Below are 13,568 nucleotides of genomic sequence, written 5' to 3' on the forward strand. Positions count from 1 at the left end.
TCAGCCCACAGGGAGAGGGAACAAACCCTAAAAACGGCAACGAAGTTGCCGTTTTGCTTTTATTTTGCCATCGCCTTCTCGTTCTTCGCGCGCAGCTTCTTCGCCCGACTCTCCAGCACCAGATAACAGACCGTTGCCAGCGCCAGCGGCAGGAAGTAGTAGATCATGCGGTACGCGAGCAGGGCAGCGATAATCGTCCCGTGAGACACATGCTCCCCTGCAAGCAGCGCGATAAACACCGCTTCCAGTACGCCGATCCCCGCCGGTATATGCACAATCACCCCGGCAATACTGCTTACCAGCAGCACGCCCAGCACGAAGAAGTAATTCACATCTTCGCCAATCAGCAGCCAGATAATGGCCCCCATCGCCATCCAGTTGGCGCTGGAAACCACCATTTGCAGGACGGCAAACTTCCATGACGGCAGCACCAGCTTCTGCCCTTTAATGGTCATGTGACGGCGTTTGGCAAAGGCGCAGGCCCACAGGTAGGCGGCGATGATCAGCAGCAGTACGATGCCCAGAATGCGCAGGGTGGCCTCATCGATGTACCAGTGCGCAGGCAGCTGCACCACGCCAATGGTGAAGATCACCCCGCCGAGCAGGATATACCCCAGCCAGTTGGTGGTGATACTCAGCGAGAAAATACGCGTGATGGTGCCGCCCGGTAAGCCAAGGCGGGAGTACAGGCGATAGCGCATTCCAATCCCGCCCACCCAGGTGCTCAGCGTCAGGTTAAAGGCGTAGCAGATGAATGACACCAGCATAACCTGCCGTTTGGCAAGCTTATGCCCGCAGTAGGCGCGTCCCAACAGGTCATAGCAGCCGTACATCAGGTAGCTCACAATCACCAGGCCAACCGCCCCCAGCAGGACTGTCCGGTTGTAGTTGCGAATAACCTTCCACACCTCTTCCCAGTCCACCTTTTGGGCATACACCACCAGCAGGACCGCGACGGCAATGAAGAACAGCCAGGTCAGGATTTTTTTCGCCAGCCGCCAGCGAGGATGAGATTTCGACATCAGGTTTTCCCTCCATCTTCCGCCTCTACGCGGTCCTGGGTTTCCATTTCGGGTTGCACTGGCGGATCCACCAGCGCCAGTTTCGGTGTATGCGCGGGCAGCCAGCCCACCATGGCCGGGAAGTGGCGCAGGAAGTGGAACACCACCACGCCGATGCCAACGTTCCACCAGCTGCGTTTCGGCACCATGGACTCATCCACACGCACGCAGTCTTTATTGATCAGACCCTGAAGGTTATCGCGCAGGGTCTGATTAAACTGGCGATCGTGGATGATCAGGTTCGCTTCCAGATTGAGCGATAAGCTCAGCGGATCGAGGTTGCTTGAGCCAACGGTCGCCCAGTGGTCATCCATCACGGCCACTTTGCCGTGCAGCGGGCGGCGGCGATATTCATAGATTTGCACGCCGCTTTTGACCAGATAGCGATAGAGCAGACGCGCGCCCACCTTCACAATCGGCATATCGGGCTCACCCTGGACGATGAGCTTCACGCTCACGCCGCGTCGGGCCGCGTTGCGCATGGCGTGCAAAATCCGGTAACCGGGGAAGAAATAGGCGTTGGCGATAATCACCTCGCGCTTCGCGTTCGCCAGCATCTTCAGGTAGTGACGTTCGATATCGTCCCGGTGCTCCTCGTTATCCCGCCAGACGAACAGCGCCTGCGCCTCGCCGGGCTTGCGGTTCTCTTCCGGGCGATGGCGGCGTCGCCACCAGCGGCGTGCGGCCTCTTTGCCGGGTAAGTTTTCCAGCACGAACAGCTGGATGTCCTGTACCACCGGTCCCTCAATGCGGATCGCGTAGTCCTGTTTCGCTTCGGGACCGTAATCCGACATATGCTCGGCGGAGTAGTTAATGCCGCCAACGAAGGCCACCGTTTCGTCCACCACCACAATTTTGCGGTGCATTCGGCGGAACAGGTTGGTGCGCATCCCGAACAGACGCGGGCCGGGATCGTAATAGCGGAATACCACCCCTGCGGCAGTGAGCTCGTTAACAAATTCGTCGCTGAGATCCGGCGAACCATATCCGTCGAGCAGGACCTCGATTTTTATACCGCGACGAGCGGCTTGCAGCAGCGCGCTGTGCAACTGCCTGCCCACGTCGTCTTCAAACCAGATAAACGTTTCCAGAAAGACTTTCTGCTGTGCGTGGCTAATCGCCTCAAAGACCGCCGGATAAAAGTTATCGCCATTTTCCAGCAGCGTAATACGGTTACCTTCCTGCCATGTGCATTTCATAAGTGGATCTCCGCGCTGAGTGGGGCATGGTCGGAGAGATGTCGCCAGTTGAGTAAAGCCAGCGCCGTCGGGCTGCTGGCGTGGGCATTTTTTACGTAGATGCGGTCAAGGCGCAGCAGGGGGAAGCGCACCGGAAACGTCCGCGCGGGACGACCGCGTGAGCGGGTAAAAATCTCCTCCAGCCCCGCATTCACCTTCAGAGGATGATTGGCCCGCTGTCGCCAGTCGTTAAAATCACCGGCCACCACCACGGGCTCGCCCTCCGGCAGCGCATTGGTCCAGTCTGCCAGCATCTGTAGCTGAGCCTGACGGTGGGCCTCACGCAGGCCAAGATGAACGCAGCCCACATGAATGGGAAAATCGAGCGCCGGTGGCGTGATGCGGCAGTATAACAACCCGCGTTTTTCGCTCTCGCCAACGGAGACGTCCCGGTTCTCATAATGCTCGATAGGAAAACGCGACAGCACTGCGTTACCGTGATGCCCCTCCGGGTAGACCGCATTGCGCCCGTAGGCGTAATCGCTCCACATGGTATCCGCCAGAAACTCGTAATGGGGCGTGTCGGGCCAGTTTTCGAAATGCATCGGGTGCACTTCGTGCGCGCCCATGACCTCCTGAAGGCAGACAATATCGGCGCTGACGGTGCGTACCGCGTCGCGCAGCTCCGGTAAAATGAAGCGGCGGTTAAATGCTGTGAAGCCCTTATGAATATTTATCGTCAGCACCTTAAGCGAGAAATGCTGCGTTCTTTTGCTCATAAACACCTTCCTGGGTGACTATCCCGATGAAAATAAAGTGTAGTAGGCGTCACAAAAAGATGCGGCGTTACGGAATTTTCCGTAAAGTGCGGTAGTCTGAATTAGCAGAGAAAAATCCTTCAGGAGAGAAGCCATGAAGTGGCAACAACGCGTTCGTGTCGCAACCGGTTTGAGTTGCTGGCAGATAATGTTGCATTTACTGGTCGTGGCCGTACTGGTGATGGGCTGGATGAGCGGCACGCTGGTGCGTGTCGGCTTAGGGTTATGTGTGGTTTACGGCGTGACCGTGCTGTCGATGCTGTTTTTACAGCGTCACCACGACGCGCGCTGGCGTGAAGTGGGTGATGTGCTCGAAGAGCTCACCACCACCTGGTATTTTGGTGCGGCAATGATCGTCCTGTGGCTGTTGTCACGCGTGCTGCAAAACAACCTGCTGCTGGCCCTGGCGGGTCTGGCTATCCTCGCAGGGCCTGCGGTGGTGTCGTTGCTCACCAAAGAGAAAAAGCTACGCGATGTTTCGTCTAAACATCGCATAGGCCACTGAGCCCGTTGTGGCCGCGATGACCAGTAGCGGCCACAAACTTCCCCACACAATATCCAGACTCGCATCCTTCAGATAGATTTGCTTGGTGATATCCGTGAAGTGACGAATCGGGTTTATCCATGTCAGATCCTGTAACCACACCGGCATGTTCTCCACTGGCGACACGTACCCTGAAAGCAAAATCGCCGGCATCATAAAGACAAACACCCCGATAAACGCCTGCTGCTGCGTTGAGCAGAGCGCGGAAATCAGCAGCCCAAACCCCACCAGCGACAGGCCGTAAATCACCATCGTGAAGTAAAACAGCGCCAGCGATCCGGCAAACGGGATCTGGTACGCCCATATTCCCACCCCCAGCACGATGGTGGCCTGGAACGTCGCGACAATCAGTGCTGGCACCGCTTTGCCGACAAATATCTGCCATGTAGCGAGCGGCGAGACAAGCAGCTGATCCAGCGTACCTTGCTCACGTTCGCGTGCCACGGACAGCGAGGTGACAATCATCACGCCAATAGTGGTGATCATGGCGATTAACGACGGCACCACAAACCACTTGTAGTCCAGATTCGGGTTGTACCAGTTGCGCACCACCAGCTCGCTGTTGTTGGGTTTGGGTTTGCCCGCCATCAGCTCCTGCTGGTAGTCCTTCACTACCTGCTGCAAATAGTTCGCCGCTATCTGGGCACTGTTGGAGTTACGCCCGTCGAGGATCAGCTGCATCGGCGCGGTCTGGAAGGTGTCCAGATTGCGGGAGAAATCCGCCGGGAAGCGCACCAGCAATAATGCTTTCTGCGTGTCGATGGTGGGCTGGATCGCCTGGGGGCTTTGCAGCAGCAGGACATGGGTAAAGGCTTTGGCGCGGGCGAAACGCTGTGTCAGCTCGACGGAATGCTTGCCATTATCTTCGTTGTAAATGGCGATGGTGGCGTTGGTGACCTCCAGCGTGGCGGCAAACGGAAACAGTACAACCTGAAGCAGCACCGGCAGCACCAGAATGGCGCGGGTCTGCGGCTCGCGTAGCAAGGATTGCAGCTCTTTGCGGATCAATGTCCATAAACGGTGAAACATCGCGTCGTCCTCCTGTCGGGTGGCGCTTGCGCTTTCCCGACCTACAAAATCCGATGGCTAATCTAATCTTCTTTTCGTTTTCATCCACGTCAGCCCGATAAACATCACCGCCGACGCCAGCAAAAACAGGGTGTTGATAATCAGCACTACCGGGATGTTCCCCGCCAGAAACAGGCTTTGCAGGGTGCTCACAAAGTAGCGTGCCGGAATGATGTAGGTCACGGCACGGATCACCGCTGGCATACTGTCAATCTGGAAGATAAAGCCGGAGAGCATAATCGACGGCAGGAAGGCGGCATTAAGCGCCACCTGCGCGGCGTTAAACTGGTTGCGGGTGATGGTGGAGATCAGCAGCCCCATTCCCAGCGTGCTGAGTAAAAACAGGCTGGTAATAAAGAACAGCACCACCAGCGAACCGCGGTACGGCACGCCAAGAATAAATACCGAGACCAGCATACAGAGCAGCATCGCCAGCATGCCGAGGAAGTAGTAGGGGATCAGCTTGCAGAGCAAAAGCTCGACGCGCGTCACTTCGGTGGAGAGCAGCGCCTCCATGGTGCCGCGCTCCCATTCGCGGGCGATCACCAGCGATGTGAGGATCGCGCCAATCACCGTCATGATGATAGTGACTGCACCCGGGATAATAAAATGCTGGCTGATGGCGGCGGGGTTAAACCAGTAGCGCGTCTGCACGTCAATCAGCGGTTCAAACTTCTCCCCCCGGTCTTCGGCGCGCTGCATCTGCCAGAGCTGCCAGATCCCCTCCGCATAGCCCTGCACGAAGTTGGCGGTGTTCGGTTCGCTGCCGTCGGTGATCACCTGAATTGGCGCATCGGCGCCCGGGCGTGCCATGTTGGCGGCGAAATCGACCGGGATGACGATCAGACCGCGAATTTTACCGGCCTGCATTTTCTGGATCAGTTCCTGCCGGTTGTCGCTGATGGTGGCATCGATGTAGGGCGAGCCGGTCATGGCGTGGGTGAAGTCCAGCGCCTCTTCGCTCTGCTGCTCCAGCAGGATCCCAACCCGCAGTTTGCTGGAATCGAGGTTAATCCCGTAGCCAAAAATAAACAGCAGCAGCAGGGGGATCACCACCGCAATCAGCCAGCTGCTGGGGTCACGCACAATCTGCCGCGTCTCTTTGAAGCACAGGGCGCGCACCCGGCGCCAGGAGAGGGCGTTACTGCGCATGAGGATTCTCCTTATCCCAGTCGTGGATGAGGGTGATAAACGCCTGCTCCATGGTTGGGTCCGGCTGTGCGTCGTCGGCGGCCTGCGCTTTCAGGTCGTCCGGCGTGCCGTGGGCAATCAGCTTGCCGCGATAGACCAGCCCGATGCGGTCACAATACTCTGCCTCGTCCATAAAGTGGGTGGTGACCATCACGGTCACGCCTTTTTCCACCATGCTATTGATATGCAACCAGAATTCACGGCGGGTGAGGGGATCCACGCCTGACGTAGGTTCATCAAGAAAGAGGATGTCGGGCTCGTGCATCAACGAACAGGCCAGCGCCAGCCGCTGTTTGAAGCCAAGCGGCAGCGCGTCGGTAGCGTGTGAGGCGATATCGGTCAGGCCAAAGGCGTCGCACATGCGGCCGATTTTCTCGTTCTGCGCCCGTCCCCGCAGGCCGTAGACGCCGGAGAAAAATCGCAGATTTTGCTCCACCGTCAGGTTGCCGTAGAGCGAAAACTTCTGCGCCATATAGCCCAGATGCTGGCGCGCCTTGCCGGAGCTGACTTTGAGATCCATGTTCAGCACCAGCGCTTTGCCGGAGGTCGGTACCAGCAGGCCGCACATCATTTTAAAGGTGGTGGATTTCCCCGCACCGTTCGGCCCGAGCAGGCCAAATATCTCGCCGCGCTTCACGGCAAAATTGACGTTATCGGTGGCAGCGAAATCGCCGAATTTTTTGGTGAGCGATTTCGCTTCAATGACCGTTTCGCCCGGCGTGCCTTCCACCGTGTGCAGAATGGCGCCAAGCGGTGATTCTGAGGTTCCCGCCCCGCCCAGCAGATCGATAAACGCATCTTCAAAGCGCGGCGCGGTCTCTGTCATGTCGATTTCAGGCATCCCCTGCGCACGCCGGATATCGTCGGCGGTGGCCTCTTTTTTGAGGATCACGCGCACCGAACGGCCCTGAATCATCCCGTCGCTCACCTGGGGCAGCTTCAGCACCCGTTGCAGCAGCTTGCGGTTGGATTCCTGCGCGCTGTGTAGCAGAAAACTGCGCCCGGCCATGGTTTGCGTCAGCTCGGTGGGCTCGCCCTGATAGAGCAGTTCGCCTTCGTTCATCAGCAGCACGTCACGGCACTGCTCTGCTTCATCAAGGTAAGAGGTACTCCAGAGGATCAGCATGCCGTCACCCGCCAGCTCGTGCACCATCTGCCACAGCTCGCGGCGGGAAATCGGGTCCACGCCGACGCCGGGTTCATCCAGCAACAGCACCTTCGGTTCGCCCACCAGCGTGCAGGCCAGCCCCAGCTTCTGCTTCATCCCGCCGGAAAGTTTGCCCGCCAGCCGATCGGTGAACGGGCCGAGGGAGGTAAACGCCAGCAGACGCTCGAAGGTTTTCTGCCGGGTTTCGCCGGTAACGCTGCGCAGATCGGCATACAGGTTGAGGTTTTCCATTACCGTCAGATCTTCATACAGACCAAACTTCTGCGGCATATAGCCGAGTATGCCGTGGAGCGCCGCGTCGTCTTTGATGGGATCGAGGCCAAGCACGCTGGCGCTGCCTTCATCCGGCTTCAGCAATCCCGCCAGCATCCGCATCAGCGTGGTTTTACCCGCGCCGTCCGGCCCCACCAGCCCGGTCACATAGCCTTTCTGAATCGTACAGTTCAGCGGCGCGACCGCCGGTTTAGCCATTCCCGGGAAGCGTTTGACCAGATTATTGAGCTGAATAACCGCATCATTCATGTTGTTCCCCGTCGTTTAAGGTCACGGTAACAGGCATGCCCTGACGCAGCGCGTTGTCCGCATCGGTGACGATGATGCGCAGGCGATACACCAGGTCGGTACGCAGATCCGGGGTTTCAACGGTTTTTGGCGTGAACTCGGCCGTTGGGGAGACGAAGCCCACTTTGCCGTGATACGGCTTGTCCGGGCGACCATCGGTGTAGAGCAGCAGTTCGCGGCCCGGCTGCATCTGGCCAAGATTCGGCTCATCAATGTAAGCGCGCACCCACACCGGACGGGTTAAGGAGAGCGTTAACACGGTGCTGCCCGCGCTGAGCATGCTGCCCGGCTCCACGGCGCGGGTCATCAGCGTACCGTCAGACGGGGCGATTAACGTGGTGTCGTGCAGATCCAGCTCCGCCTGGGCTAACTGCGCCTGCGCCTGCTCAAGGCTGGCCTTCGCCTGGGCAATGTCCTGCGCGCGGTTACCGGTGCGGTACTGGCTTAACTTATCCTGGGCAGATTTCAGCGTCGCCTGCGCCTGGTCGCGGGATGAGCGCGCATTTTCCAGGTCGTTGGCGGAAATGGTGCGGCTTTTCCATAAGCCTTGCTGACGGTTATAGAAATTCTGCGCATAGTCATAGGCGGCTTTTGCCTGCTTAACGGCAGCGGCCGCCTGGGCGATCTCTTCATCACGATAGCCCGCCAGCATCAGGTCGTACTGCGCCTGTGCGACGGCGACGCCCGCTTTTGCCTGCATCAACGCGTTTTCAAACGGGGCTTTGTCCAGCATCCCCAGCGTCTGCCCGGTTTTGATGGCATCGCCTTCGTCAACGCTCAGCGAGGCCAGCCGTCCGCCGACGCGGAAGCTCATGTTCACGGTGCGGATATCCACGTTGCCGTACAGCGTCAGGCCACGATCCTGCTGGCTCTGATACCACAGCCAGCCGCCTGTTCCCGCAGCAAGCAAGACAACAACCACCAGAATGATGGCGACAGGTTTTTTCATGACTTCTGGCTCCTTTGCGTTAAGCCTTGCAGGATCAGATCAACGTGACAGGTAATGACCTGGCTAATTTGCGCGGCTTTATCCTCATCGAATTGTGTCCAGCCCGTACGTAACAGGATGGTCTCACGCCCCAGACGGAAGGCGAGCACTTCGCCCAGCAGGGCGTGGGTATGCAAAATGGTGTCCGTATCGCTGGCGTTCCGTCCGGTATAGGCGGCGATCAGCCGGGTCAGATGGCTATGCATCGGGGCGATCACCTGATCGTGTACCAGCTGGTACGCGGCAGTGGGGGAGAGCTGCTCGCGGGAGATAAATTTGCTCAGGTTCAGCGTATCGTCGTGCGTCAGCAGGCGGATCATGTTATGACAGGCGTTAAGGATCAGCTGGCGGATGGCAACCCGGTCCGGCTCTGGCTGGCTGAACAGCGCGGTGGCTTCTTCCACGTGTGGGCGAAAGCTGGTGCCGATAAAATCCGCGATCCACTGGGCGCAGGCGAGGTATAAATCCTCTTTTGAGCCAAAATAGTAGGTAATGGCCGCAATATTCTGCCCGGCCTGCGCGGCGATATCCCGCGTGGTGGCATGCAGACCATACTCGCCAAACTGCGCCAGCGCAGCGGCGATAAGCTGACTTTTCGCCTGTTCGCCTTTGGTTGTCGTTGGGGTTGTATTCATAGCAGCATTAAAAATTAATCAATCGATTGATTAAGATTATGCCTGATTTGCGCAAACGTCGAGTCATCGCCGGGGATATTTTATGCGCCACGTCACAAAAGCTGCTACACTCCGCTCCTTCGCGACATTGTGGTTTTTGTCCTTCTATTCGTTATATCTCCCTGAAAACTACACCTGTGATGGTCGGGGCGGTTCGGAGTTTTTATGTCTTTTGATTCCCTTGGTCTGAACCCGGAAATTCTGCGCGCCATCGCAGAGCAGGGCTACGTTGAGCCAACCCCTATTCAGCAGCAGGCTATCCCGGCCGTTTTGCAGGGCCGTGACCTGATGGCAAGCGCGCAGACCGGTACCGGTAAGACCGCGGGCTTTACCCTTCCGCTGCTGGAGCTGCTGGTAAAAAACCAGCCACACGCCAAAGGCCGTCGTCCGGTGCGTGCGCTGATCCTCACCCCAACCCGCGAGCTGGCGGCCCAGATTGGTGAGAACGTGCGTGAATACAGCCGTTACCTCAACATTCGTTCGCTGGTAGTTTTCGGCGGGGTAAGCATTAACCCGCAGATGATGAAGCTGCGCGGCGGCGTGGACGTGCTGGTGGCAACCCCGGGGCGTCTGCTGGATCTGGAACACCAGAACGCGGTGAAGCTCGATAACATCGAAATTCTGGTGCTGGACGAAGCCGACCGTATGCTGGACATGGGCTTCATCCACGACATTCGCCGCGTGCTGGCGAAGCTGCCTACGCGTCGTCAGAACCTGCTCTTCTCCGCGACCTTCTCCGACGAGATCAAGGCGCTGGCGGAAAAGCTGCTGCATAACCCGCTGGAAGTGGAAGTCGCGCGCCGCAACACCGCCTCCGAGCAGGTGACGCAGCACGTGCACTTTGTAGATAAGAAGCGCAAGCGGGAACTGCTCTCCCAGATGATCGGCCAGGGCAACTGGCAGCAGGTGCTGGTGTTTACCCGCACCAAGCACGGCGCCAATCACCTGGCGGAACAGCTGAATAAAGATGGCATCCGCAGCGCGGCCATTCACGGCAACAAGAGCCAGGGCGCGCGTACCCGCGCGCTGGCAGACTTCAAGTCCGGCGACATACGCGTGCTGGTGGCAACCGACATCGCCGCACGCGGTCTGGATATCGAAGAGCTGCCGCACGTGGTGAACTACGAGCTGCCAAACGTGCCGGAAGATTACGTTCACCGTATCGGCCGTACCGGACGCGCGGCGGCAACCGGGGAAGCGCTCTCTCTGGTTTGCGTGGATGAGCACAAGCTGCTGCGCGACATCGAACGCCTGCTGAAGAAAGAGATCCCGCGCATTGAAACCCCGGGCTATGAAGTTGACCCGTCAATCAAAGCCGAGCCAATTCAGAACGGTCGTCAGGGTGGCGGGCGCGGTCAGGGCGGCGGTGGGCGCGGTCAGCAGCCGCGTCGTGCCGAAGGCGGCGCGCCGAAATCTTCGGGCAAACCGCCGCGTCGTAATAACGACAGCAAACCGGCCGGTGAAAACCCATGGCGTAGCGGCGAAGGGAAACCGGCAGGCGAGGGGCAGCGCCGACGCCGCCCGCGTAAGCCTGCTAACCCGCAGTAATCTGGAAGCCCGGTCGTAAAGCCGGGCTTTTCTTTTTGCGGCAGCGGAGAGAAAGTGCCACAATAGTGGCTGTTTATACAGTATTTCAGGTTTTCCGATGGCTTTAACCGCTGCGCTCAAGGCGCAAATTGGCGCATGGTATAAGGCGCTACAACAGCAGATCCCCGATTTTATCCCCCGAGCCCCGCAGCGGCAGATGATTGCCGACGTGGCAAAAACGCTCGCCGGGGACGACGGGCGACATCTGGCGATTGAAGCCCCGACCGGCGTCGGGAAAACCCTGTCGTATCTTATTCCCGGCATTGCCATCGCGCGGGAAGAAGATAAAACGCTGGTGGTCAGTACCGCTAATGTGGCCTTGCAGGATCAGATCTTCAGCAAAGATTTGCCGCTGCTGCGCAAAATTATCCCCGATTTACGGTTTACCGCCGCCTTTGGTCGCGGGCGCTACGTCTGTCCGCGCAATCTGGCGGCTCTGGCCAGCAGTGAACCCTCCCAACAGGATCTGCTCGCGTTTCTTGATGACGAGCTGACGCCAAACAACAAGGCGGAGCAGGAGCAGTGCGCAAAGCTGAAGGCCGATCTCGACGGCTACAAGTGGGACGGCCTGCGGGATCACACCAACCAGGCGATCGGCGACGACCTGTGGCGCAGGCTCAGCACCGATAAAGCAAGCTGCCTGAACCGTAACTGTCACTACTATCGCGAGTGCCCGTTCTTTGTCGCCCGGCGTGAGATTCAGGAAGCGGAGGTGGTTGTCGCCAACCACGCGCTGGTCATGGCTGCACTGGAGAGTGAAGCGGTCCTGCCGGAGCCCAAAAACCTGCTGCTGGTGCTCGATGAAGGTCATCATCTGCCCGACGTGGCGCGAGATGCGCTGGAGATGAGCGCGGAAATTACCGCCCCGTGGTTTCGCCTGCAACTGGATCTGTTCTGCAAACTGGTGGCAACCTGCATGGAGCAGTTCCGTCCGAAAACCACGCCGCCGCTGGCGGTTCCGGAGCGGTTGAGCGAGCACTGTGAAGAGGTGTACAGCCTCATCGCCTCGCTGAATAATATTCTTAACCTGTATCTCCCCGCCACCCAGGAGGCGGAACACCGCTTTGCGATGGGTGAGTTGCCGCAGGAAGTGATGGAGATTTGCCAGCAGCTGGCGAAGCACCTGGAAAAGCTGCGCGGGCTGGCGGAGATGTTCTTAAACGATCTCAGCGAGAAAACCGGTACTCACGACGTGGTGCGTTTGCACCGCATTCTGCTGCAAATGAATCGTGCGCTGGGGATGTTTGAAGCGCAGAGCAAACTCTGGCGGCTGGCTTCGATGGCGCAGGCGTCCGGCGCGCCGGTGACTAAGTGGGCCACCCGCGAAGTACGAGACGGGCAGGGACATCTCTTCTTCCACTGCGTGGGCATCCGCGTGGCCGATCAGCTGGAAAAGCTGATCTGGCGCAGCGTTCCGCACGTGGTAGTGACGTCAGCGACTCTGCGTTCCCTGAACAGCTTCTCAAGGTTGCAGGAGATGAGCGGCCTGAAAGAGAAAGCCGGCGACCGCTTTGTGGCCCTGGACTCGCCGTTCAACCACTGTGAGCAGGGAAAGCTGGTCATTCCGCGCATGAATTATGAGCCGCTTATCGATAACGAAGAGCAGCATATTGCGGAAATGGCGGCCTACTTCCGCGAGCAGGTTGAGAGTAAAAAATACCCCGGTATGCTGGTGCTGTTTGCCAGCGGTCGGGCGATGCAACGCTTCCTGGAGCACGTCACCGATCTGCGCTTACTCCTGCTGGTGCAGGGCGATCAGCCGCGCTATCGGCTGGTGGAAACCCACCGTAAACGCATTGATAACGGCGAGCGCAGCGTGCTGGTGGGGTTACAGTCCTTTGCGGAAGGGCTTGATTTGAAAGGCGACTACCTGACGCAGGTGCATATCCATAAAATCGCCTTCCCGCCCATCGACAGCCCGGTGGTGATCACCGAAGGCGAATGGCTGAAAAGCCTTAACCGTTATCCGTTTGAAGTGCAAAGCCTGCCTGCAGCGTCGTTTAACCTGATTCAGCAGGTCGGGCGCTTGATCCGTAGCCACGGCTGCTGGGGCGAGGTGGTGATTTATGACAAACGACTGCTCACCAAAAACTACGGCCAGCGGCTGCTGAATGCGCTGCCGATCTTCCCGATTGAGCAGCCGGACGTGCCGGAAGTAAAAAAACGCCCGACAAAACTGGCTGCCGGGCGTCGAAAAAGCTTCCGTGCTAAGGGGCGCGGTCCTACTGGTAAGTGAAGGTCACCTGGATCACGCTGCTGAACGTGCCGGCAGAGATGGGCATCGAGGTGGCGTAATAGCGTGCGGCCAGCGGGAACGTGGCCGTGTGATCTGTCGGGTTTATGGCAGCGTTAAAGGCGGCCTGCGGGGCAATCAGTATCTTGTCCTGACGATCTGCCAGCTCCAGTGCCAGCCCCTTTGCGCTACCGAGATTGGCAAATTTGGTGGGATGGGTGCTGTCGGCCTGACCGTAGAAAAAGGCGGTGGCAAGCGCCAGCGTGGCCGGGCAGTGCGACACCGAAAGGGAAAAGTCCTTCCACTCGCCGGTATCGCCCACGTCTTTAAAACTACCCGATGCCGCCTGGCCTAAGTCCACCGTCAGGTTGCGGCTGGCACTGTCAATGACGCACGTGTTGGCGTAAATGTTACCCGTCATCTGGATCTGTATATCATCGGCGTGGGCCTGGGCGATCAGCCCCAGCGCGAGAATCAATGCGGTTTTTTTCATGACG

12 protein-coding genes are annotated in these 13,568 nt (G+C 58.5%); 3 read left to right on the forward strand and 9 right to left on the reverse strand.

Features of this window, described 5'->3' with window-relative positions:
* Nucleotides 1-59: 59 nt before the first annotated feature.
* The 3 genes from INF86_RS07890 to INF86_RS07900 are packed head-to-tail and all read right to left on the reverse strand — an operon-like array spanning nt 60 to nt 3,018.
* Nucleotides 60-1,022 carry a YbhN family protein gene (locus tag INF86_RS07890; protein WP_003858505.1) on the reverse strand — a complete coding sequence of 321 codons (963 nt, stop codon included), beginning with the start codon at nt 1,020-1,022 and terminating at the stop codon, nt 60-62.
* Nucleotides 1,022-2,260, reverse strand: a complete 1,239-nt coding sequence (gene clsB / locus INF86_RS07895; protein ID WP_022647504.1) for a cardiolipin synthase ClsB — start codon at nt 2,258-2,260, stop codon at nt 1,022-1,024. Before clsB ends, INF86_RS07890 begins: the two co-directional genes overlap by 1 nt.
* Nucleotides 2,257-3,018 carry an endonuclease/exonuclease/phosphatase family protein gene (locus tag INF86_RS07900; RefSeq protein WP_022647505.1) on the reverse strand — a complete coding sequence of 254 codons (762 nt, stop codon included), beginning with the start codon at nt 3,016-3,018 and terminating at the stop codon, nt 2,257-2,259. The genes clsB and INF86_RS07900 overlap by 4 nt, the downstream gene beginning before the upstream one ends.
* A gap of 133 nt (nt 3,019-3,151) precedes the next feature.
* On the opposite strand from INF86_RS07900, the gene INF86_RS07905 reads away from it, so the two are divergent.
* Nucleotides 3,152-3,562, forward strand: a complete 411-nt coding sequence (locus tag INF86_RS07905) for a YbhQ family protein (RefSeq protein WP_003858499.1) — start codon at nt 3,152-3,154, stop codon at nt 3,560-3,562.
* Here the strand turns inward: INF86_RS07905 and INF86_RS07910 are convergent.
* From INF86_RS07910 to cecR, 5 genes are read right to left on the reverse strand one after another with little or no spacing between them, the layout of a single operon-like run.
* Entirely contained in the window at nt 3,524-4,630 is a 1,107-nt protein-coding gene (locus tag INF86_RS07910; RefSeq protein WP_022647506.1) for an ABC transporter permease, read from the reverse strand. The genes INF86_RS07905 and INF86_RS07910 overlap by 39 nt on opposite strands.
* A gap of 57 nt (nt 4,631-4,687) precedes the next feature.
* Nucleotides 4,688-5,821: an ABC transporter permease gene (locus tag INF86_RS07915; RefSeq protein ID WP_193543405.1), complete on the reverse strand. Its 1,134-nt coding sequence runs from the start codon at nt 5,819-5,821 to the stop codon at nt 4,688-4,690.
* Nucleotides 5,811-7,550: an ATP-binding cassette domain-containing protein gene (locus INF86_RS07920; protein WP_022647508.1), complete on the reverse strand. Its 1,740-nt coding sequence runs from the start codon at nt 7,548-7,550 to the stop codon at nt 5,811-5,813. The genes INF86_RS07915 and INF86_RS07920 overlap by 11 nt, the downstream gene beginning before the upstream one ends.
* Nucleotides 7,543-8,538, reverse strand: coding sequence for a secretion protein HlyD (gene hlyD, locus INF86_RS07925; protein WP_038415716.1), 996 nt, complete (start codon nt 8,536-8,538; stop codon nt 7,543-7,545). The genes INF86_RS07920 and hlyD overlap by 8 nt, the downstream gene beginning before the upstream one ends.
* Nucleotides 8,535-9,212 carry a transcriptional regulator CecR gene (cecR, locus tag INF86_RS07930; RefSeq protein WP_046618586.1) on the reverse strand — a complete coding sequence of 226 codons (678 nt, stop codon included), beginning with the start codon at nt 9,210-9,212 and terminating at the stop codon, nt 8,535-8,537. The genes hlyD and cecR overlap by 4 nt, the downstream gene beginning before the upstream one ends.
* Nucleotides 9,213-9,416: 204 nt before the next feature.
* Here cecR and rhlE point away from each other — a divergent pair, with 204 nt between their 5' ends.
* Both rhlE and dinG read left to right on the forward strand, forming a co-directional pair.
* The gene (gene rhlE / locus INF86_RS07935) at nt 9,417-10,799 is read left to right on the forward strand and encodes an ATP-dependent RNA helicase RhlE (protein ID WP_017693771.1); all 1,383 of its coding nucleotides are present in this window, start codon (nt 9,417-9,419) and stop codon (nt 10,797-10,799) included.
* Between the two features lie 97 nt (nt 10,800-10,896).
* Complete coding sequence (gene dinG, locus INF86_RS07940) at nt 10,897-13,074, forward strand: ATP-dependent DNA helicase DinG (protein WP_038415719.1); 2,178 nt, start codon at nt 10,897-10,899, stop codon at nt 13,072-13,074.
* Here the strand turns inward: dinG and INF86_RS07945 are convergent.
* A complete protein-coding gene (locus INF86_RS07945; protein WP_023305735.1) occupies nt 13,061-13,564 on the reverse strand; it encodes a fimbrial protein in 504 nt (167 codons plus the stop codon). The two genes, dinG and INF86_RS07945, sit on opposite strands and share 14 nt — an antisense overlap.
* Between the last annotated feature and the right edge of the window lie 4 nt (nt 13,565-13,568).

The sequence above is a fragment of the Enterobacter cloacae complex sp. I1M genome (genome assembly GCF_014982425.1).
GTDB lineage: Bacteria > Pseudomonadota > Gammaproteobacteria > Enterobacterales > Enterobacteriaceae > Enterobacter > Enterobacter intestinihominis.

Excerpts from the sequence above, each read along its gene's own strand:
- INF86_RS07945 (WP_023305735.1), bottom strand. The coding sequence starts at position 13,564 with ATGAAAAAAACCGCATTGATTCTCGCGCTGGGGCTGATCGCCCAGGCC.
- INF86_RS07900 (WP_022647505.1), bottom strand. The coding sequence starts at position 3,018 with ATGAGCAAAAGAACGCAGCATTTCTCGCTTAAGGTGCTGACGATAAAT.
- cecR (WP_046618586.1), bottom strand. The coding sequence starts at position 9,212 with ATGAATACAACCCCAACGACAACCAAAGGCGAACAGGCGAAAAGTCAG.
- INF86_RS07920 (WP_022647508.1), bottom strand. The coding sequence starts at position 7,550 with ATGAATGATGCGGTTATTCAGCTCAATAATCTGGTCAAACGCTTCCCG.
- dinG (WP_038415719.1), top strand. The coding sequence starts at position 10,897 with ATGGCTTTAACCGCTGCGCTCAAGGCGCAAATTGGCGCATGGTATAAG.
- rhlE (WP_017693771.1), top strand. The coding sequence starts at position 9,417 with ATGTCTTTTGATTCCCTTGGTCTGAACCCGGAAATTCTGCGCGCCATC.
- clsB (WP_022647504.1), bottom strand. The coding sequence starts at position 2,260 with ATGAAATGCACATGGCAGGAAGGTAACCGTATTACGCTGCTGGAAAAT.
- INF86_RS07890 (WP_003858505.1), bottom strand. The coding sequence starts at position 1,022 with ATGTCGAAATCTCATCCTCGCTGGCGGCTGGCGAAAAAAATCCTGACC.
- INF86_RS07910 (WP_022647506.1), bottom strand. The coding sequence starts at position 4,630 with ATGTTTCACCGTTTATGGACATTGATCCGCAAAGAGCTGCAATCCTTG.
- hlyD (WP_038415716.1), bottom strand. The coding sequence starts at position 8,538 with ATGAAAAAACCTGTCGCCATCATTCTGGTGGTTGTTGTCTTGCTTGCT.
- INF86_RS07905 (WP_003858499.1), top strand. The coding sequence starts at position 3,152 with ATGAAGTGGCAACAACGCGTTCGTGTCGCAACCGGTTTGAGTTGCTGG.
- INF86_RS07915 (WP_193543405.1), bottom strand. The coding sequence starts at position 5,821 with ATGCGCAGTAACGCCCTCTCCTGGCGCCGGGTGCGCGCCCTGTGCTTC.